This is a genomic window from Cupriavidus sp. FW305-3-2-15-C-LB2 (assembly GCF_058787575.1).
In genome coordinates, this window is the sequence record NZ_JBYSZW010000068.1 from 19776 (window position 1) to 38464 (window position 18689).

At 68.5% G+C, this 18689-nt stretch carries 15 protein-coding genes, 1 tRNA gene, 3 pseudogenes and 1 riboswitch; of the genes and pseudogenes, 10 read left to right on the top strand and 9 right to left on the bottom strand.

All coding sequences use genetic code 11. The features are described from left to right. Nucleotides 1–7: 7 nt before the first annotated feature. A riboswitch (glycine riboswitch) is annotated at nt 8–95 on the bottom strand. Nucleotides 96–172: 77 nt separating this feature from the next. Then, complete coding sequence (locus AC3WRR_RS32390) at nt 173–400, bottom strand: YMGG-like glycine zipper-containing protein (protein ID WP_010812167.1); 228 nt, start codon at nt 398–400, stop codon at nt 173–175. Nucleotides 401–683: 283 nt separating this feature from the next. Between AC3WRR_RS32390 and AC3WRR_RS32395 the strand changes: the two genes are divergently transcribed. Next, nucleotides 684–2780: a UvrD-helicase domain-containing protein gene (locus AC3WRR_RS32395; RefSeq protein WP_010812166.1), complete on the top strand. Its 2097-nt coding sequence runs from the start codon at nt 684–686 to the stop codon at nt 2778–2780. Between the two features lie 51 nt (nt 2781–2831). Continuing rightward, nucleotides 2832–3032 (top strand): annotated as a pseudogene (locus AC3WRR_RS32400) (ATP-binding protein); the annotation flags it as partial. On the opposite strand, the gene AC3WRR_RS32405 reads toward AC3WRR_RS32400, so the two are convergent. After that, complete coding sequence (locus AC3WRR_RS32405; protein WP_037024928.1) at nt 3018–4148, bottom strand: ABC transporter substrate-binding protein; 1131 nt, start codon at nt 4146–4148, stop codon at nt 3018–3020. The pseudogene AC3WRR_RS32400 and the gene AC3WRR_RS32405 sit on opposite strands and share 15 nt — an antisense overlap. 176 nt (nt 4149–4324) lie before the next feature. On the opposite strand from AC3WRR_RS32405, the gene hemN reads away from it, so the two are divergent. Then, nucleotides 4325–5809, top strand: coding sequence for an oxygen-independent coproporphyrinogen III oxidase (hemN, locus tag AC3WRR_RS32410; RefSeq protein WP_439668401.1), 1485 nt, complete (start codon nt 4325–4327; stop codon nt 5807–5809). Between the two features lie 73 nt (nt 5810–5882). Here hemN and AC3WRR_RS32415 read toward each other — a convergent pair whose 3' ends face one another. Continuing rightward, nucleotides 5883–6776, bottom strand: coding sequence for a c-type cytochrome (locus AC3WRR_RS32415; protein ID WP_011616216.1), 894 nt, complete (start codon nt 6774–6776; stop codon nt 5883–5885). 461 nt (nt 6777–7237) lie between these two features. Here AC3WRR_RS32415 and AC3WRR_RS32420 point away from each other — a divergent pair. Further along, a tRNA-Arg gene (locus AC3WRR_RS32420) sits at nt 7238–7313 on the top strand. Nucleotides 7314–7387: 74 nt separating this feature from the next. Here the strand turns inward: AC3WRR_RS32420 and AC3WRR_RS32425 are convergent. Next, nucleotides 7388–7789: pseudogene (locus AC3WRR_RS32425) on the bottom strand (diguanylate cyclase domain-containing protein); the annotation flags it as partial. A gap of 330 nt (nt 7790–8119) precedes the next feature. On the opposite strand from AC3WRR_RS32425, the pseudogene AC3WRR_RS32430 reads away from it, so the two are divergent. Together AC3WRR_RS32430 and arfB are read left to right on the top strand one after the other, a co-directional pair. Beyond that, nucleotides 8120–8772, top strand: a pseudogene (locus tag AC3WRR_RS32430) (MipA/OmpV family protein). 28 nt (nt 8773–8800) lie between these two features. Then, on the top strand, nt 8801–9205 hold the full coding sequence (gene arfB, locus AC3WRR_RS32435) for an alternative ribosome rescue aminoacyl-tRNA hydrolase ArfB (RefSeq protein ID WP_010812161.1): 405 nt from the start codon (nt 8801–8803) through the stop codon (nt 9203–9205). An 18-nt stretch (nt 9206–9223) separates the two neighbouring features. Here arfB and AC3WRR_RS32440 read toward each other — a convergent pair whose 3' ends face one another. From AC3WRR_RS32440 to AC3WRR_RS32450, 3 genes are all read right to left on the bottom strand, one after another. Beyond that, nucleotides 9224–10309, bottom strand: a complete 1086-nt coding sequence (locus AC3WRR_RS32440) for a GNAT family N-acetyltransferase (protein ID WP_492299148.1) — start codon at nt 10307–10309, stop codon at nt 9224–9226. A gap of 88 nt (nt 10310–10397) precedes the next feature. Then, complete coding sequence (htpX, locus tag AC3WRR_RS32445; protein WP_058698088.1) at nt 10398–11276, bottom strand: protease HtpX; 879 nt, start codon at nt 11274–11276, stop codon at nt 10398–10400. Between the two features lie 108 nt (nt 11277–11384). Next, nucleotides 11385–11810: a hypothetical protein gene (locus tag AC3WRR_RS32450; protein WP_492299150.1), complete on the bottom strand. Its 426-nt coding sequence runs from the start codon at nt 11808–11810 to the stop codon at nt 11385–11387. A 169-nt stretch (nt 11811–11979) separates the two neighbouring features. Here AC3WRR_RS32450 and AC3WRR_RS32455 point away from each other — a divergent pair, with 169 nt between their 5' ends. The 4 genes from AC3WRR_RS32455 (at nt 11980) to AC3WRR_RS32470 (ending at nt 14090) form a co-directional block, all read left to right on the top strand. Continuing rightward, nucleotides 11980–12435, top strand: coding sequence for a Cd(II)/Pb(II)-responsive transcriptional regulator (locus AC3WRR_RS32455; RefSeq protein WP_013958354.1), 456 nt, complete (start codon nt 11980–11982; stop codon nt 12433–12435). Between the two features lie 164 nt (nt 12436–12599). Continuing rightward, nucleotides 12600–12776 carry a hypothetical protein gene (locus AC3WRR_RS32460; protein ID WP_161940226.1) on the top strand — a complete coding sequence of 59 codons (177 nt, stop codon included), beginning with the start codon at nt 12600–12602 and terminating at the stop codon, nt 12774–12776. A gap of 199 nt (nt 12777–12975) precedes the next feature. Then, nucleotides 12976–13395 carry a nucleoside diphosphate kinase regulator gene (rnk, locus tag AC3WRR_RS32465; protein WP_010812155.1) on the top strand — a complete coding sequence of 140 codons (420 nt, stop codon included), beginning with the start codon at nt 12976–12978 and terminating at the stop codon, nt 13393–13395. A 281-nt stretch (nt 13396–13676) separates the two neighbouring features. After that, a complete protein-coding gene (locus tag AC3WRR_RS32470; RefSeq protein ID WP_010812154.1) occupies nt 13677–14090 on the top strand; it encodes a hypothetical protein in 414 nt (137 codons plus the stop codon). Nucleotides 14091–14248: 158 nt separating this feature from the next. Here AC3WRR_RS32470 and AC3WRR_RS32475 read toward each other — a convergent pair whose 3' ends face one another. Next, entirely contained in the window at nt 14249–17392 is a 3144-nt protein-coding gene (locus tag AC3WRR_RS32475) for a multidrug efflux RND transporter permease subunit (protein ID WP_492299153.1), read from the bottom strand. Nucleotides 17393–17804: 412 nt separating this feature from the next. Further along, on the bottom strand, nt 17805–18674 hold the full coding sequence (gene ypfJ, locus AC3WRR_RS32480; protein ID WP_010812152.1) for a KPN_02809 family neutral zinc metallopeptidase: 870 nt from the start codon (nt 18672–18674) through the stop codon (nt 17805–17807). Nucleotides 18675–18689: the final 15 nt, after the last annotated feature.

An 18689-nucleotide genomic window follows, 5' to 3' on the forward strand; every position in this document is an offset into this window, starting at 1 on the left:
TTGCATGCCGATCCGATCGGTCCGTGGTGCCTGAGAGTTTTCGGGTGATACCCCTTCGGCGGCGCAGGCGATGCGCGCTCTCCCGGTCGGATGCGCGCAATGTACGGGAGGCCCCGGCCTTTGTCAAACGGGCCAGGGGAGCCTGCCGTACCTGTCGCTGCGGTGGTCTGGCTTACTTCTTCTTGTCGTCGGTGACAACGTTACCGATCACGCCGCCCACGGCCGCGCCACCCAGCGTACCCAGCGCGCTACCGTCGGTGAGGATGGCGCCGCCCACGGCGCCCGCGCCCGCGCCAATGGCGGTATTACGCTGCTTCGGGGTCATATCCGCGCAACCGGCAAAGGCCGCGACGGTCACGCCGATCAGGGTCACCTTGGTCAAAGTCTGCAGGGTTTTCATTATTGGCTCCGATGTGATGATTCAAGCATGTCAACCCCGCCGCGCAGGCCAGGGGGACATACTAGTTAGAGCGTTTGGTTGCGCGATTGGCTCCGGCCTTTACGAAGTGTTACGCCGGTGACACAACCGGCCGTGTCAACGCGGCTTGCGCTGACTGACCTGCCGCGGCCAGCGTGTTAACATCGGCAGCTTTGCCGCCGTGCCCGTTTCTTGGGTGCTGGCGTGTCCCGCCTGGCCTTCCGCTGTTCCTGCCGATTTCCCTGCCTCCAACCGCATCCCACGCATGACCCATGGCCTGAACTCCGCCCAATCCGAAGCCGTCCGCTACCTGGACGGCCCTTGCCTGGTGCTGGCCGGGGCGGGCTCCGGCAAGACCCGGGTGATCACGCAGAAGATCGCGCATCTGATCGAGGACAAGGGCTTCGAGCCGCGCCATATCGCCGCCGTCACCTTTACCAACAAGGCCGCCAAGGAGATGCAGGAGCGCATCGGCAAGCTGATGGAGGGCAAGACTACGCGCGAGGGCAAGCGCATTCCGCTCAAACAGCTGACGGTCTGTACCTTCCACTCGCTCGGGGTGCAGATCCTGCGCATGGAGGCCGAGCACGTGGGCCTGAAGCCGCAGTTTTCGATCATGGATTCGGACGACTGCTTCGGCCTGATCCAGGAGCAGCTCGGCACCACCGACAAGAAGCTGATCCGCGGCGTGCAGGGCACGATCTCGCTGTGGAAGAACGGCATGGTCGATCCGGAGGCAGCGATCGCGCAGGCCGCCAATGCCGACGAGCACCAGGCCGCGCTGGTCTACCGCAACTACGTGGCCACGCTGCATGCCTACCAGGCGGTGGATTTCGACGACCTGATCCGCCTGCCGGCCGAACTGTTCGCGCGCAATGAAGCGGTGCAGCTCAAGTGGCAGAACCGCCTGCGCTACTTCCTGGTCGACGAATACCAGGACACCAACGCCTGCCAGTACCAGTTGCTCAAGCTGCTGGCGGGCGGCTCGCACCTGCGCGCGCCGGCCTTTACCGCGGTGGGCGACGACGACCAGGCCATCTACGGCTGGCGCGGCGCCACGCTGGACAACCTGCGCGGGCTGCAGACCGATTTTCCGGACCTGAAGGTGATCAAGCTGGAGCAGAACTACCGCTCCACCGTGCGCATCCTGGAAGCGGCCAACGCGGTTATCGCCAACAATCCCAAGCTGTTCGACAAAAAGCTGTGGAGCGAGCACGGCATGGGCGACCCCATCGCCATCCACCCGATGAACGACGAGGAGCACGAGGCCGAGTCGGTGGTGTTCCGCCTGTCCGCGCACAAGTTCGAGCGCCGCGCGCAGTTCCGCGACTACGCCATCCTGTATCGCGGCAACCACCAGGCGCGGCTGTTTGAGCAGATCCTGCGGCGCGAGCGCATTCCCTATGTGCTTTCAGGCGGCCAGAGCTTCTTCGACAAGGCCGAGATCAAGGACATCTGCGCCTACCTGCGCCTGATTGCCAATCCCGACGACGATCCCGCCTTTATCCGCGCCATCACCACGCCGCGCCGCGGCGTGGGAAACACCACGCTGGAAGTGCTGGGCACCTTTGCCGGACAGGCCAAGGTGTCGCTGTTCGAGGCCGCGATGATGGGCGGTATCGAAGGCAAGCTGCAGCCGCGCCAGCTGGAGCCGCTGCGCGTGTTCTGCGAATCGATGGTACGGCTGGCCGACCGCGCGGCCAAGGATCCCGCCACCGTGGTGCTGGACGACCTGATGGAAGGGATCCACTACGAGGCCTACCTGTACGACAGCTTCGACGAACGGCAGGCGCAGTCGCGCTGGACCAACACGCTGGAATTCCTGGACTGGCTCAAGCGCAAGGGCACCAAGCCCGAAGGCGCCGAGGGCGAGGAAGCCACCGGTTTCGACAATGCCGACGGCTTCGGCAGCGAAGGCAAGAACCTGCTGGAGCTGACCCAGACCGTGGCGCTGATGAGCATGCTGGAAGGCCGCGAGGAAGATCCCGACGCGGTGCGGCTGTCCACGCTGCATGCGTCCAAGGGGCTGGAGTATCCGCACGTGTTCCTGGTCGGTGTGGAGGAGGGCATCCTGCCGCACTGCCGCGAAGACGAGGACATGAGCGACGAGAAGATCGAGGAAGAGCGGCGGCTGATGTATGTCGGCATCACCCGCGCCCAGCGCAGCCTGCATGTCAGCTGGTGCAAGAAGCGCAAGCGTGCGCGCGAAACCTACTCGTGCCAGCCTTCGCGCTTTATCGGCGAGATGAAGCTGGAGGAGGCGCCTGCGCCGGTGGATGAAACCCCGGCGATGAGCCCCAAGGACCGGCTCGGCGCGCTCAAGGCACTGCTGGGAACCGGCGGCAAGACGGCCCCGGGCTGAACGGGGCGCTACAGTCCCGATACAAAGGCATACCAGGCTGACAAGACGCCGGGTGCAGGCATACCTGGTATTGCGGCTGTGCTGCTCGAGCCGTTCTACTGCGGCGAATCCTCGCGCAGCCGCGCCACCGGCGGGGTCGGCATGGGGTTGTCGATCGCGGCCGACATTGCCGCGCGCCATGGCGGCGAGCTGACCCTGAGCAACCGCCCCGAAGGCGGCCTGCCCGCGCGCCTGTCCCTACCGCGCGGCTGACGCCGCCAGCGTGACGTACTGCGAGCCGCGCTGCCCGTGCGTGAAGTCGAGCGGGAAATCGCCCACGTCCACGCGCCCCTGCAGTGCCCGCCGCATCTCGGCCGCGCCGCTGCCGCGCAGGCCGGCCAGCGCGCGCGCCAGCCATGCCGCGCCGATATAGCCGGCCAGCGTGGCCGGCGACGGCGGCTCATCCAGGTATTGCTTCATGCGCGCCACGTGTTCCTTCACCACCCGCAGCGTGGCCTGTTGCGGCCCGGGCGCGACCTGGGTCAGCACCATGCCGCCGTTGTAGCCAGCGCCCAGGATTTCGCGCGCGGCGGTGGCGCTGACCGACGACAGCCCGACCAGGAAACCGTACCAGCCCTGCACCGCCAGCGCGCGGCCCAGTCCGGCGTAGGCGAGGGTATCGCCCGCCACGATCACCGCGCCCGGGCGGGTGGCGGCGATGCGCCGGGCGGCGGCCTCGGGATTGGCGTCGAGCGGCACCGCGCGCGTCCCGGTCTGCGCCTCCAGCCGGGCCAGCGACGGGGCGGCGAAGTCCGGCGCCAGGGCCAGCGCGATGCTGGTCATGCCGTAGCTGCGCAGCTGGCGTACCGCCGCGTCCAGTTCGGCCTGGTAGTCGGCACGGGTGAACCAGACGTTGTCGGCCGTCAGCGCAAGGCCCGACAGCGGCGCCACGATCTGCACGCCGCGCCGGCCCAGCTCGGCCGATGCCGCCAGCGCCGGCAACAGCCGGTCGCCCGGGCCGAACAGCAGCTCGGCGCGGTCGGTATCGGCCAGCGACACCGCCTGCGCCAGCGCGCGGCGCGGGTCGGGATCGGCGTCGCGGACCACGTGCGCGATGCGCACCGGGCCGTTGCCGGCGTTGACGGCGTCGAACATGACCTTGGCCCCGGCCAGGTAGTCGCGCGCAAGGTCGGCTTGTGCGCCGCCGCGGTCGAGCAGGTGGCCGACCACGATCGTGCGGCGCGCCTGCGACAGTGCTGGCCAGGCGGGCAGGGCCAGGGCCGCGCCGGCGGCGGCAAGCAGGCGGCGCCGGTGCCGGGCCGGTGCTGCCAGGTGCCTGCGCAGCGGTAGGTACGGCGGAAACATCGGAGTCTGGTCGGGAGTTGGCATTGCAGGGGGCAGGTGACGCGCGGGCCGGCGGTGGCGCGCAGCGTATCCGCCGCACATGACACCAATGTGACGCCTGCCGCCCGCAGGGTCCAATGCCCGCGCTTGACGGCGGTCAACGCGCCGGCGGCGGTGCGGCCCTACGATGGGCCGTCATACACTCATACCCCCGCGCCCCCATGATCCCGTCTGCCATACCTTCCCCTGCGCCCGACCGCCGCGCGCTGTCCGACTTCCGTGCGCTGGCCGGCCGCATCGACGGCAACGGCCCGCGCTATACCTCGTACCCGACGGCCGACCGCTTCCACAACGGCCCCGACCTGTCGCTGTACCACGACGCACTGGCCGCCTGCCGCGCCGACGCGCCGGCGCCGCTGTCGCTGTACCTGCATATCCCGTTCTGCGAGAACATCTGCTACTACTGCGGCTGCAACAAGATCATCACGCGCGACCATGGCCGCAGCGCCCGCTACGTCAACTACCTGGGCCGCGAAATGGCGCTGGTGGCAGACCGGCTCGGGCCGCGTCGCCAGGTGCTGCAGTCGCACTGGGGCGGGGGCACGCCGACCTTCCTCGACCCCGGCGAGATGCGCCGCGTGATGGCGCTGCTGCATGAGCATTTCGAGCTGGCGGCCGAGGGCGAGCATTCGATCGAGATCGATCCGCGCCGCGTCGACCACGCCCGCATGGCGCTGCTGGCCGAACTGGGCTTCAACCGCGTCAGCCTGGGCGTGCAGGATTTCGATCCCAAGGTCCAGCAGGCCATCCATCGCATCCAGCCCTTCGAAGAGACCCGCGCCGTGGTGGATGCCGCACGCACGCTGGGTTTCCGCTCGGTCAGCCTGGACCTGATCTACGGCCTGCCGCACCAGACCGCGGCGCGCTTTGGCCGCACCATCGATCAGGTGCTGGCGCTGCGCCCCGACCGGCTCTCGGTCTATAGCTACGCGCACCTGCCGCATGTGTTCAAGCCGCAACGCCGCATCGATGAAAACGCCTTGCCGCCCGCCGGCGAGAAGCTCGACATCCTGGTCTCCACCATCGAGCGGCTGAGCGCCGAGGGCTACGTCTACATAGGTATGGACCATTTCGCGCTGCCCGACGACGACCTCGCCGTGGCCCAGCGCGAAGGGCGGCTGCAGCGCAACTTCCAGGGTTACTCAACGCATGCCGGCTACGACCAGGTCGGGCTCGGCATTTCCGCGATCGGCGCGATCGCGGGGCGCTACGTGCAGAATGCGCGCACGCTGGACGAGTACTACGGCGCGCTCGACCACGGCCGCCTGCCGCTGGCGCGCGGCGTGGCGATGAGCGCCGACGACCACCTGCGGCGCGAGATCATCGGCGCTCTGATGTGCAATGGAGTGCTCGATATCCCGGCGCTGGAAGCGCGCCACGGCATCCGCTTCGGCACGGCCTTTGCGCCGGAACTGGCCGACCTCGCCGCGCTGGGCGCGGACGGACTGGTGCAATGCGCGCCGGACCGCATCACCGTGACGCCGCTGGGCCGGCTGCTGGTGCGGCGCGTGGCGATGGTGTTCGACCGCTACCTGCGCGAAGACGCCGCGCGGCCAGCGTCCACGGGTGCCCAGGCCGTTGCCGCCAACGATGGCGCGCAGCCGGTGCGCTTCGTGCCGCGGGCGCGGTACTCGCGCGTGGTGTAGCGGCCGCGCAAGCGGTACGGACGAAAAAAAGCCCGCGCAATGTGCGCGGGCTTTTTGTTTGCAGCAGGCGGACTTACTTGGCGGCGTTGGCCATGTAGTCCGAGGCGGCGATCACGTCGGCGTCCGGGCCGGCGTAGCCACCCTTGGGCGGCATCACGCCCTTGCCCTTGAGCGCAAAGTTGTGGACCGCGTCCATGCCTTCCTTCAGGCGCGGCGCCCAGGCGGCCTTGTCGCCGAACTTGGGCGCACCGGCCACGCCGGCGGCGTGGCAGGCGGCGCAGACCTGCTCGTAGACCTTCTTGCCCACGTCGGCCGAGGCGGCCGGCGCAGCAGCGGGTGCGGCGGCAGCAGCTGCCGGGGCCGCTGCCGAGGGAGCTGCCGGTGCAGGCGCGGCACCGGCGGCCGGAGCGGCGGCGGCTTCAGGGGCTGCGGCAGTCGCCGGCGCGGCGGCAGCCGGGGCAGCCGGTTCCGGGAACTTGGCACCGCCGGCGTCGGCCATGTAGACCACGGCACGGGCCAGTTCGTAGTCGGCGTAGTCGTCCGGCGTGGTGCCGGCACGCGCGGCCATCGCGCCCTTGCCGTTTATCACCGACTTCATCAGGCCGTCAAAGCCCTGGCCGATGCGCGCGGTCCAGTCGCCGGCGTTGGCGTACTTGGGTGCGCCCGCCGCGCCGGTGGCGTGGCACGCGGCGCAGATTTCCTTGTAGACCTGCTCGCCCGTCTTGAAGACGCGCGGCGCGTTGGGATCCTTGATTTCGAGCGAGGCAACCGGCTTGATGCGGTCGTTGACGGCTTCCGCCGTGGTGGCGGCGCCGGCGCTTTCAGTCGAGCCGTGTCCGACAAAGTTGACCAGCAGAATGATCACGATGATCGGCACCAGGAAAGCCGCGATCACAACTGCGATCAGTTGCTTCGGGGTCTTGATGGGAGACTCGTGTTCGTCGTGTTCGTTGTGGACGTCGCTCATACAGAACTCTCAGTTTTGCAGGAAACCTTCTGGCCGCTTACGCTCGGCTTGCTTATTCTGGCCCGGTCTTGGTCACTCGCTGACCGCTGTCCGGCCCCATGCGGACCGCCCGTGCTGGCTGCGGCCCTTGCCTGACTTGGGTCTGTTGCTATTTGCGCGCTGCGGACTGTCTCCCGGACCGGACCTGATTGTCGCCGACAACAAGCCGCGCGGCCTTGACCCCGGTCGACTCATTGCATCGGCGGTGTGGCGGGCACGATTTGACGCAAATAGCTGGCGATTATAGCGCCAAAGGCCCCCCGCCAGTGCCAAAAAGCGGCGGTTGCGAGACGTTCCCTGAAGCCCCTGGCGGGCCCGCATGGACGGCACGGGGCAAACGCGGTATCCTATACGACTTTCCTGCGGCGGCACTCGCCCGCCGCAACCGCTGTACCCACAAACCGGTTGCAAAACCGTCCTGTGCGCCCGTAGCTCAATGGATAGAGTACTGCCCTCCGAAGGCAGGGGTTGCTGGTTCGATCCCAGCCGGGCGCGCCAAAATTCCTCCCGAAGTTTAGTGCGATGACACTGGCCAGCTTCCGCAGCCCGCGTTCGCCGCTGGCGTGGCCCCAGTTGTCGTTGATGCGCTTGAAGCGGTCGATATCGATCATCAGCATCGACATCGGCGTCTTGTCGCGCAGGCAGTGCTCGTACTCGATGCCGAAGCGCGCCTCGAACTCGCGGCGGTTGGTCAGGCCCGTCAGCGCGTCGGTCTCGGGCAGCGCGCGCAGCGCTTCGCCGCGCGCGAGGCAGTGCGAGAACAGCTTGCCGATGCCCTGCAAGGTGACCCACATCAGCAACGCCAGCGCCAGCGCGCTGGCGGCCAGCACGGCGCTCAGGTGCAACGCAGTGCGCAGCAGCAGGTCGGCGGCGGAGAAGTAGTCGACCAGCGCCAGGGTGCTGTTGCCGATGCGCTGGAACATGATGCGGCTGCCGTCGGCTGCGCGCAGCGTGCCCGAACCGCGCCGGAACATTTCACATCAGCGGGTCAGCACAGCGGGCGCGGCTTTAAATCGCGCCCTGAAAACTCTCAGCACGCACCTCGCCGTGCCGCGCGACAGTGCTGATAGATTCACTCGATCCACGCAATCTCGCGCGGCGGGCCGTGTGCCGCGCTCCCGGAAACCACCATGGCAATTTCGACAACGCCCCTGCGCAAGCTGGGCGGCGTGCTGGCAGCACTGTTGCTCGCCGGCGCAGCAACCTCGGTGTCCGCTGCGCCGCTGAGCCTGCCGGGTTCGCTCCCCAATATGGCCGGGCTTGGCATTGGCTCTACCACCGAGTTTGCCGGCGGCAAGGACCGCATGATCGGCGTGGTGCCGGGCCTGCGTTATGTCACGCCGGGCGGCCGGCTGCTGGAATGGTATGGCCCGTATGCGCAGTTCAACTTTGGCGGGCTAACCGGTTTCCAGTGGGGACCGGCAGTGGGGTTGCGCCTTGGACGCAACGACGTTGACGATCCGGTGGTCTCGCGCCTGCACGAGATCGACACCACGTTCGAGGCCGGCGGCTACGTCGGCTATGAATACCTGAACCAGGGCCGTGTCCCCTGGCGCTTGCGCGGCGGCGTCAACGTGATGACCAATGCCGGCATCATCTACGGCGGCACGCATATCGCTGCAACGGGTTCGCTGTGGGTGCCGCTGCACCCGCGGGTCTATGCGGGAGCCGGCCTGGGCGCGACGTGGGTCAGCGGCAGTTTCAACCGCACCTATTTCGGCGTCACCCCGTCGGATTCGGCGGCCAGCGGCCTGCCTGTCTATAGCCCGGGCGGGGGCCTGGAACAGTTCACCGGCTGGCTGGCGTTGCTCTACCAGTTCGACAAGCACTGGTATGGGGGGCGATGGTGTACGGCCAGCGCCTGACCGGCGATGCCGCCGACAGCCCCATCGTGACCCAGCGCGGCACGCGCAACCAGGTCACTTACGGGGTTGGCATCGGCTATGCGTGGCGGTAGTGCCACCAGCGCTTGCTATGATCCCACCATGACCGACGACCTCGTCATCCCCCATCACGAATACCTGATCACGGCGATCCGGGCGCAGGGTGCGGGCGGCCAGAACATCAACAAGGTGTCCAATGCCGTGCACCTGCGCTACGACGTGCATGCCTCCTCGCTCGCGCCCGACCACAAGGAACGCCTGCTGGCGCTGCACGACCACCGCATCACGCGCGACGGCGTGGTGGTGATCAAGGCGCAGCAGTTCCGCAGCCTCGACCAGAACCGCGACGAAGCGGTGCGGCGGCTGCACGAACTGGTGCGCAGCGTGGCCACGCCGCCGCGCGTGCGCCGTGCCACGCGGCCCACGCTGGCATCACGCCGGCGCCGGCTGGAATCCAAGAGCCAGCGCAGTCAGGTCAAGGTGCTGCGGGGCCGGGTGGTCGACTAGCGCCGCAGCAGTCCGGCTTCAGGTCCCGGTCTTGAATGCCGCGAGCGCCGGCACGTTGTCGCCGGCATCCGCCTGCGGCGGCCCGAAGCGCGCGCCCGGGCGCCGGTAAGCCGGAAAGAAGCCACTCAGGTCATCCAGCGTGGCTTTGTCGCCGCCGGACAGCGCCACGTACCGGTCGGGGTCCACCACCAGGCGCTGGGTCCGGTACACATGCGTATCGTGCGAAAAGCCGCGCTTGAACTCATACAGCGAGTCTTTGGCCGAACCCAGCCCGCCGCCCAGGTGCAGGTAGTGCAGGCCGTTGGTGCGGCCCCATTCGCGCGCGGCATGGATCACGGTCTTGGTCGGCTGGAGGTGGCGGTACGCCCAGTCCCAGGCGGACAGGTGATATTGCATGATGCCCGTCCCCCGGGCCACGGTGAACAGCGCCGCGCCGATCATGCGGCCGTCTTCCTCCGCCACGAACAGCAGCAGGTCGTCGCCCAGCGCGCGCACCAGGGTGCGGTAGTACTGCGCGTCGAAGAAGTAGTAGGGCAACGCGCCCAAACGCGCCATGGTCGCGTTGTACAGCGCGATAAAGCGCGGCAGCATGGCGAAATCACGGTCCAGGCGTGCGCTCACGCCCGCGCGCCGGGCGCGGTTGATGCCCAGCCTGTGGCGCGCCTGCGTTTCGTGCCATAGCTGCTCGGCACTCTTGGTCAGGTCGACGGATACCGTCTCGCCCTGATCCATCACCAGCCCGAGGCGGCTGTTCCAGTCGGCATTGAGCAGTGGGTGCAGGCGGATAAACCACGACACGCAGCCGCACTCGCGCAGCAGCGCGAGCGCCGCGCCCAGTGCCTCCTCGGCAAACCCGGCCGGGACATCGGTGCTCAACACCGGGCCGCCGTAGCCATAGGCCGAGGTGGCATCCCAGCTGCCGCAGGCAATGGGCCGGCGCACCAGCGGAACCAGCAACTCGTGGGCGCCGTCACGCACCAGCACCGCGGCAGCGCTGCCGTGGTCGCTGCGCTCGGCGGCAGTATGCCAGCCAGGCGTGTGGTAGCAATCATGGCGACATCGCGCCAGCGTGTCGCGCCACGCGGGGCTTGTCGGTTCCAGCACGCTCGATCGCATCGAAAACTCCCTGTCAGGTAGCCGGCGCCGCGCCAGTGTCAGGCCCCGGCGCCGGGGGCATTGCTTGCCCCGGGCTTCAGCGCGCGGATTGCAGCGCGGCAATGCGCTGCTCAATGGGCGGATGGCTCGAGAACAGCGCCAGCCACGACTTGCCGCCGGCGATGCCCATCGCCTGCATGTTCTGCGGCAGGCCGTCCGGGTCCAGGCCGCCGAGGCGGCGCAGCGCCGCCACCATCGGCGTGGGCGAACCCATCAGGCCGGCCGCGCCGGCGTCGGCGCGGAATTCGCGGTGGCGCGAGAACCAGGCCACGATGATGCTGGCCAGGATGCCGAACACGATTTCGCAGACGACCACCGTGACCATGTAGCCGATGCCCCGCCCGCTCGACTCCTCGTCACTCTTGCGCAACATCGAGTCGACGAAGTAGCCGACCACGCGCGCCAGGAAGATCACGAACGTGTTGACCACGCCCTGGATCAGCGTCAACGTCACCATGTCGCCATTGGCCACGTGCGCCACCTCGTGCGCTAGCACCGCTTCGACTTCGTCGTGCGACATCGACTGCAGCAGGCCGGTGGACACCGCCACCAGCGAGCTGTTCTTGGTCGCGCCGGTGGCGAAGGCGTTGGGCTCGCCGTCGTAGATGGCCACTTCAGGCATGGGCAGGCCGGAGCGCTGCGCCAGCTTCTCGACGGTCTGCACCAGCCACAGCTCGGTGCTGGTGCTGGGGTGGGTAATGACCTGCGCGCCGGTGGACCACTTGGCGATGGTCTTGGACATCAGCAGCGAGATGAAGGCGCCGCCGAAGCCCATCAGCGCGGCGAACGCGAGCAGGGTGCCCAGGTTCAGGCCATTGGCAGTCAGGTAACGATTCACCCCCAGCACGCTGGCGGTGATGCTGAGGACGAGCATGACGGCGAGGTTGGTCGCCAGGAAAAGCAATACGCGTTTCATGAGTATGTGGTGGAGCAGTACGGCGGAAAGACGCGGACGGGCCGCAGGCGCGCGCCGGGGCACGGCACGCAGGAACGGGCGAGCGCGGCCAGGCCGCGCCAGCGGGATTCAGGCGCGTGGGGGACGCGGCAACAGCGGCAGGTCGGGGTCGGGCAGCGGAACGCCGGCATAGCGCGGCGGCGCCACACGGCCGGACCAGGCCGCAAAGCGCAACGGAGGTGCCGGCAGGAGTTGCTCGGCGAGGTCGGCACCGGGCTGCAGTTGCGGCTCGGTGGTTTCGGAGAGGGGTGATGGCTGGTCACCCATGGCGGCAGTGTCGTCGAGGTCGGCGCTGCCAGCGGTGGGGGCCGGTGCGCCCGCCGTATCGGCAGGGGACGCCATGGCGTGCGCGAACGTGTCCGCCCAGCCCTGGAAAGGCAGGCAGGCCAGCATCAGGATCAGCAGCAGAAGCCAGATGGAGCGCACGTGAGGACGGCTTGTCAGTAAGTGTTCAAGGAATTCTACAGGATGCGCCGTGGCGCAGGCCTCAAGCATGAGGGATACCACACCATGTGCAACCAGTTGCCCTGGCGCTGCTCAACCCGGACCGGGAATCGCGAGCCAGGCGGCGAATCCGCCGCCTCTGCACACTAGCCAGGACTGGCCTACACTATCGCCAACCCTGTAGTGGTTACTGGGATTGCCAGGGCACAGAGGAAACAATATGCGCATCGGCGAACTCTCCCGTACCAGCGGCTGCGATGTCGAGACCATCCGTTATTACGAACGCGAAGGCCTGCTCGACGCGCCGCGGCGCGAGGCCAACGGCTATCGCCGCTATGACGATGGCCACCTGGTCCAGCTGAATTTCGTGCGCCACTGCCGCTCGCTCGGCATGGGCCTGTCGGATGTGCGGCGGCTGCGCGAGTTCGAGCGCAATCCGTCGCAGGACTGCGACGACATCAATACGCTGCTGGACCGCCAGATCGCGCAGATCCATGCGCAGCGGGTGGCGCTGGAGGCGCTTGAGGGGCAGTTGCGCGCGCTGCGCGAGACCTGTCACCACCACCAGCCCGCCAGTGAGTGCGGCATCCTGCAGAACCTGCAGCAGGCCGCGGCCGGCGCGGCCTGTGAATGCCATGCGGGCGCGCACGAGGCCGGGCATGCTGCCAATGGGTGAGGCGCGCAGGCGCGTCGCTGTGCTACGATGGCTATTCCCGTGATCGCACCACTGCGGTGCACGGGCCCCGGCGGCAGCGCAGCCAGTGAGCGACGTAGTGAGCAACGACTTACGCGGCTCGCCTGTTCAGAGAACCATCCGCTGCCCCTGATCAAACCTTCTGCATGACCATGACTGATCGCCTGACGCCGATGCCCGATGCGCCTGTCCGCCTGATGCGGACCGGCCGCGCGCACGCGTGCGCGATCGTCACGGCCAACATCCTGCCCCAGCGCGCCACGCGCGCGGTCTCTCCCCGCCGGATCAGCGCACCGCCTGATTCCGCCCGGTTCCCAGCCTGATTCGTCTCCCACAAGCGGGGCCCGGGCCGAACCGGGCCTGAGCCAGCGTTTCCGTTGTTGCCGGCAATTGCCGCAAGGCTTTCGCCGATCCGTTGATGTCCGCGCTGCTGCGCGGCATGCCAACGTGCAAGACCTGACCGCCGCCGCCTGCCATGCTGGCCGGGCCGCGCCAAACCACCCGACTGCCGGAGGACCCGCCATGACGGCCACCAAAACGAATACCGCCACCCTGTACCTGACCGAACTCGACGTGACCCGCCTGGAGCGCATCGCCAGCCGCGCCGGCTCGGCGCAGCTTGAGGACATGCTCGACAGCCTGCTGGCGCGCGCCACCATCGTCGCGCCAGAAGAGATCCCGACCGACGTGGTCACCATGAACACGCGCCTGGTCTGCAACCTGCCGGGCGAGCAGGCCCCGCGCAACTGGACGCTGGTGTACCCCGACGCGGCCGACTTTGATGCCGGCCGGCTGTCGGTGCTGTCGCCGGTGGGCCAGGCGCTGCTGGGCGCGCGCGCCGGCCAGACCGTCAGCTACCGGCTGCCCGACGGCCGCGAGCAGCAGGTGAGTGTCGCCGGGATCGCGTTCCAGCCGGAAGCCAGCGGCCAGTACACGCTTTGAGCCGCATCCTGAGCCAAATCCCAGCCGCCTGAGGCGTGCTGCCGGGGCCACGCAGGCGCGTCCTGCGCCGCGTGTGCCCGGCAATCCATCGACACCATTCATCGGCAAGCCAGACGTTTCACGACTCGCAACGCACCATTCGTCGCAGCGGTATTTCTGCTTGCGCGGACTGTGACTAATCTTCAGTCCGTGCTCGCATCGCAACATAGATTGCAGGGCGGCCGGAGTCTCATCCCGGTCCATACAAGAAAGAACGACGAAATCAGTTGAAGGAGTCCCAAATGATCGCCAGACGTATCCTTGGCGGCGCGCTTGTGTTCGCGGCGGTCGCCGCGTCCGCTGTGGCGTTGGCTGCCCCCGCTGCCAGCAAGGTTGGCAAGTTTGATGTGTACGCCGATGCGCTGAAGGCCGGCAAGTACGATGTGTATACGGACGGCGCCAAGCAAGGCAAGTTCGATACATACACGGACGGAGCCCGCACCGGCCGCTTCGACCCGTACTCGGAAGGCTCGCGCCGCGACGGCAAGTTCGACAGCTTCACCGAAGGCTCGCATAGCTTCAGCGGCGAGATCTCGAAGAAGGACAAGTTCGATACCTTCAGCGAAGGTGCGCACACCTTCACCGGTGATATTGCCGATCGTGCGCTCGACAATTCCCGCACCGGTGACGGCTCGCTGTACGGCTATCGCGTCTGATCCTCGCAGGTCTTCCCAAAGACCTCGTGCGGCCACTGCGGTGGCCGCAAGTTTTCTCTCCCGCCTGCCCGGCTGACCTCCTCCTCCTTCTCTCTTCGCCAGGCAGGCGCTTTTCTCTTCCCTCGGCTCGTGACCGCGTTAGCGCGCAGGCATGCTCCTCATGCCGAAGGCGGCTGCGTGGCGGTCGAGTCGTGTCCGGGCTCCGGCTGCGCGCGCGGCAACCTGCGCGCGATCGCGGCATAGAGCAGCGGCACCGCCAGCGTACCCAGCACCGTCGCACCCAGCATGCCGCCCAGTACGCCGGTGCCGACCGCCTGTTGCGCACCCGCGCCCGGGCCGGTGCTGATTGCCAGCGGCACCACGCCCAGCACAAAGGCCAGCGAGGTCATCACCACCGGCCGCAGCCGCTGGCGCGCCGCGCGCGTGGCGGCCTCCACCGCGCCCATGCCCGCGCCGCTGCGCCGCAACTGCTCGGCATATTCGACGATCAGGATCGCGTTCTTGGCCGCCAGCCCCATGATCACCACCACACCCACCTTGAAGTAGACATCGTTGGGCATGCCGCGCAGCCAGATCGCCGCGGCCGCGCCCATCAGGCCGGTCGGCACGATCGCGATCACCGCCAGCGGCAGGGTCCAGCTTTCATACAGCGCCACCAGGCACAGGAAGATAAACAGCAGCGACAGCGCGAACAGCCACGGCGCCTGCGTGCCGGTCTGCTCCTGCTCGAAGGCGCGCCCGGTCCAGCGCACGTCGTATTCCGGCCCCAGCTCGCGCACCAGTTCGGCCAGCCGCGTCATGGCCGCGCCGGTGGTGTGGCCCGGCGCGACCTCGGCATTGATGCGCACCGAGCTGAAGCCGTCGAAGCGCTCCAGCGTGACCTCGCCGCGCCCCCATTCCAGCGAGGCGAACGCGGCCAGCGACACCATCGCGCCCTGTGCGTTGCGCACGTGCACGCGCGCGAGCTGGTCCGGCTGCATGCGGAACGGCGCGTCGGCCTGCAGGATCACGCGGCGCACGCGGCCCTCGCGCGCGACTTCGTCGATATAGCGCGAGCCCAGCGTGGCCGACAGCGTGTGGTGCACGGTATCGGCATCGACGCCGAAGGCCTCGGCCTTGCGGTAGTCGATTTTCAGGTCCAGCGCCGGCACCGGCTGGCCGGTGGTGGCGCGCACCTCGCCCAGCACCGGGTCCTGCCTGGCGCGCTCAAGCAGTTTGTCGCGCGCGGCGAAGAGCGCCTCGCGCCCCACCGGCTGGCGCGCCACCAGGCGCATGTCCAGGCCGCCGATGCTGCCCAGTTCCGGCAGCGCCGAGCTGTTGTACGCAAACAGCTGCGCCGCGCCGCGGCCTGGCCAGGTTTCCAGCCCGGCCGACAGCCGCTCCAGCACGGCCTGGGCCGTGTGCTTGCGTCCGCGCGCTTTCCAGTCGGTCAGGCCGATATACAGGCTGGCGCGCTGCTCGCCGCTGCCGCCGCTGGACCAGCCCAGCACGGCAAAGCTCGAATGCACCGGGTAGTGCTGGTCGCGCATCCACTGTTCCAGCCCGGCCACCAGCCGGCGCGTGTCGGCCTGCGTGCTGCCGGCGGGCAGCTCGACATCGACCACGATCTCGCCGGTATCCTCTTCTGGCAGGAAGCCGCTGGGCATCTTCCACAAGGCGTAGCCGCATGCCAGCGTCAACGCCAGGTAGACCGCCAGCCAGCGCAGCCGCCTGCGCTGCAGCGCCTGCACCCAGCCGGCATAGCGCCCGGTGAAGGCGGCAAAGCGCGCATCGAACCAGGCCAGCGGCCCGCGCGCCGGCGCCGCGCTGTGGCGCAGCAGGCTGGCGCACATGGCCGGCGCCAGCGTCAGCGCAAAGAACAGCGAGAACGCGATCGATACCGCCAGCGTCACCGCGAAGTGCCGGTAGATCACGCCCACCGCGCTGCCGAAGAACGCCATCGGCACGAACACCGCGCACAGCACCAGCGTCACCGCCACCAGCGCGCCCGAGACCTCGCGCATCGAGCGCGCCGCGGCCTGCATCGCGCCCACGCCGTCGGTGCGCATGATGCGCTCGACGTTCTCGACCACCACGATGGCGTCGTCCACCAGGATGCCGATCGCCAGCACCACGCCGAACAGCGTGATCACGTTCAGCGACAGCCCCAGCGCATACAGGCACGCGACCGTGCCCAGCAGCGATACCGGCACCACGATGCACGGGATCAGCGTGGCGCGCAGGTTGCCCAGGAACAGGTACAGGATCAGGAATACCAGCACCGTGGCTTCGACCAGCGTCAGCACCACGCGCGAGATCGACGCCTGCACGAAGGTGGCGCCGTCGTAAGAGATCTCATAGCGCACGTCGCCGGGGAAGCCCTTGCTGGCGGCATCGAGCGCGGCGCGCACGGTGCGCGAGGTCTGCAGCACGTTGGCGCCGTCGGCCAGCTTCAGCCCGATCGACGCGGCGTCGCGCGTGTTCAGCGTGGAGCCGTAGCGGTAGTCGCTGGCGGCCAGCTCCACCCGCGCCACGTCGCGCAGCAGCACGGCCGAGCCGTCGGTGGCCGCGCGCACCACGATGCGCCCGAACGCCTGCGCATCGCTCATCGGCGCGGGCGGACGCACGATCGCCTGGAACGGCTGGCCCGGCAGCGCCGGCGCGGCGCCCAGCTGGCCGGGGGTCACGTTGCCGTTGCGCGCGCGGATGGCGGCCTCGACCTCGGCCGTGGTCAGGTTGAAGGCGTGCAGCTTGTCGGGATCGAACCAGATCCGGAGCGCGTACTCGGCGCCGTATGGCTCGGCCTTGCCGATGCCGGACAGGCGGCGCAGCAGCGGCAGCACCGAGCCCGCGGCAAAGTCGCCCAGCGCGGTCTCGTCCAGTTGCCCGCTGTCGGACACCAGCGACACGTACATGAAGGCGCTGCTGCTGGCCTGGTCGACATAGACGCCGCCGCGGCGCACCGCCTCGGGCAGCAAGGGCTCGGCCTGCGCCACGCGGTTGCGCACGTTGACCTGCGCCAGCTGCGGGTCGGTGCCCTGGCGGAAGCCCAGCGTCACCGTGGCGGTGCCGCCCTCGCTGCTGGAATCCAGGTAGAGCAGGCCGGGGATGCCGTGCATCTGCTGCTCCAGCACCGCGGTGACGCGGTCCTCCACCGTGCGCGCTGACGCACCCGGGTAATCGGCATAGACGATCACCGTGGGCGGCGCCACCGCCGGGTACTGGGCGATGGGGATGCGGTTCAGGGCCACCAGGCCCGCTACCACGGTCAGGATGGCCAGCACCCAGGCAAACGCCGGGCGCTTCAGGAAAAACGACGCCATGTCAGATCAGGGCAGGCACGGGCGCACGGCAAGTGAAGATCGGCCGTGGCTCCGGTGCGGTTGGAACGGAACGGCTTGGGTGTGGAGACGCCGCAAGGCTTAGCGGCAAGAGGCGTCGAGTCGCGGCAAAGCCGGGCCGATGTTGCTGATGGTGCAGATCTGGCCGCGTGTCGGGTCGCCTGTCGGTCAGGGGGCGCGTGGCCCGCAGACCGGGGCCGGCGTGCACCGCGGCGCTTGCAGGGGTCCTGAGGGGAGAACCCGGCGCTGCGGCAGGAAGGATCGGTGAGGATCGACGCCGGCGACTGGCCGTCGCAATGCGGCCTTGCCGGCGATTATAGACAGGGAACAAAGTCCGGGCAACGCAAACATCACATTGTCGGCACCCTTCCCACGTCGGGGGTGGAGCCTGCGCTTACAGGTCGCGCGAGGCGAAGGTATCGCACTTGCGGATATCGCCGGACTCGATGCCGCGGCGCAGCCAGCGCACGCGCTGCTCGCTGGAGCCGTGGGTAAAGGCCTCCGGCACGACATAGCCCTGCGACTGGCGCTGCAGCCGGTCGTCGCCGATCGCGGCGGCGGCCTTCAGGCCTTCTTCGATATCGCCGGGCTCCAGCAATTGCTGGTTGGCGCGCTGCGCGGTGGCGGCCCAGACACCTGCCAGGCAGTCGGCCTGCAGTTCCATGCGCACCGAGAGCTGGTTGGCCTGCGCCTCGCCCATGCGGCGGCGCGCGCTGTCGACCTTGTCCGATACGCCCAGCAGGTTCTGCACATGGTGGCCGATCTCGTGCGCGATCACATAGGCCTGGGCAAAGTCGCCGCTGGCGCCGAAGCGCTGGCGCAGCTCGTCATAGAAGGCCAGGTCGATATAGACCTTCTGGTCGCCGGGGCAGTAGAACGGACCCATCGCCGACTGGCCGGTGCCGCATGCCGTGGGTGTGGCGCCCGAGAACAGCACCAGCGTGGGGGGCGCATAGCGGCGGTTCAGCTGGGCTTCAAAGATGTGTTGCCAGGTGCGCTCGGTATTGCCCAGCACCTTGCGCGTGAACACCGTCATCTGATCCGTCGCCGGCGGGCGGTTCGCCTGCTGCTGTTGCTGCTGCGGGCCGGAGCCCTGCAGCACCGAGGCGCCCTGCATGATCAGCATCGGGTCGATGCCGAAGAAATAGGACGCCGCCAGCGCGACGATGACCGTGCCGATGCCGATGGTCTTGCCGCCGACACCGCCGAATCCGCCGCGGCGGTCTTCAACGTGCTGGCTTTCGGCTTCGTCATCTAGGCGCATGGGGGACTCCGGGGG

Coding starts and splice junctions, on each gene's coding strand:
- AC3WRR_RS32390 (WP_010812167.1), bottom strand. CDS start 400: ATGAAAACCCTGCAGACTTTGACCAAGGTGACCCTGATCGGCGTGACC.
- AC3WRR_RS32395 (WP_010812166.1), top strand. CDS start 684: ATGACCCATGGCCTGAACTCCGCCCAATCCGAAGCCGTCCGCTACCTG.
- AC3WRR_RS32405 (WP_037024928.1), bottom strand. CDS start 4,148: ATGCCAACTCCCGACCAGACTCCGATGTTTCCGCCGTACCTACCGCTG.
- hemN (WP_439668401.1), top strand. CDS start 4,325: ATGATCCCGTCTGCCATACCTTCCCCTGCGCCCGACCGCCGCGCGCTG.
- AC3WRR_RS32415 (WP_011616216.1), bottom strand. CDS start 6,776: ATGAGCGACGTCCACAACGAACACGACGAACACGAGTCTCCCATCAAG.
- arfB (WP_010812161.1), top strand. CDS start 8,801: ATGACCGACGACCTCGTCATCCCCCATCACGAATACCTGATCACGGCG.
- htpX (WP_058698088.1), bottom strand. CDS start 11,276: ATGAAACGCGTATTGCTTTTCCTGGCGACCAACCTCGCCGTCATGCTC.
- AC3WRR_RS32450 (WP_492299150.1), bottom strand. CDS start 11,810: ATGCTTGAGGCCTGCGCCACGGCGCATCCTGTAGAATTCCTTGAACAC.
- AC3WRR_RS32455 (WP_013958354.1), top strand. CDS start 11,980: ATGCGCATCGGCGAACTCTCCCGTACCAGCGGCTGCGATGTCGAGACC.
- AC3WRR_RS32460 (WP_161940226.1), top strand. CDS start 12,600: ATGACCATGACTGATCGCCTGACGCCGATGCCCGATGCGCCTGTCCGC.
- rnk (WP_010812155.1), top strand. CDS start 12,976: ATGACGGCCACCAAAACGAATACCGCCACCCTGTACCTGACCGAACTC.
- AC3WRR_RS32470 (WP_010812154.1), top strand. CDS start 13,677: ATGATCGCCAGACGTATCCTTGGCGGCGCGCTTGTGTTCGCGGCGGTC.
- AC3WRR_RS32475 (WP_492299153.1), bottom strand. CDS start 17,392: ATGGCGTCGTTTTTCCTGAAGCGCCCGGCGTTTGCCTGGGTGCTGGCC.
- ypfJ (WP_010812152.1), bottom strand. CDS start 18,674: ATGCGCCTAGATGACGAAGCCGAAAGCCAGCACGTTGAAGACCGCCGC.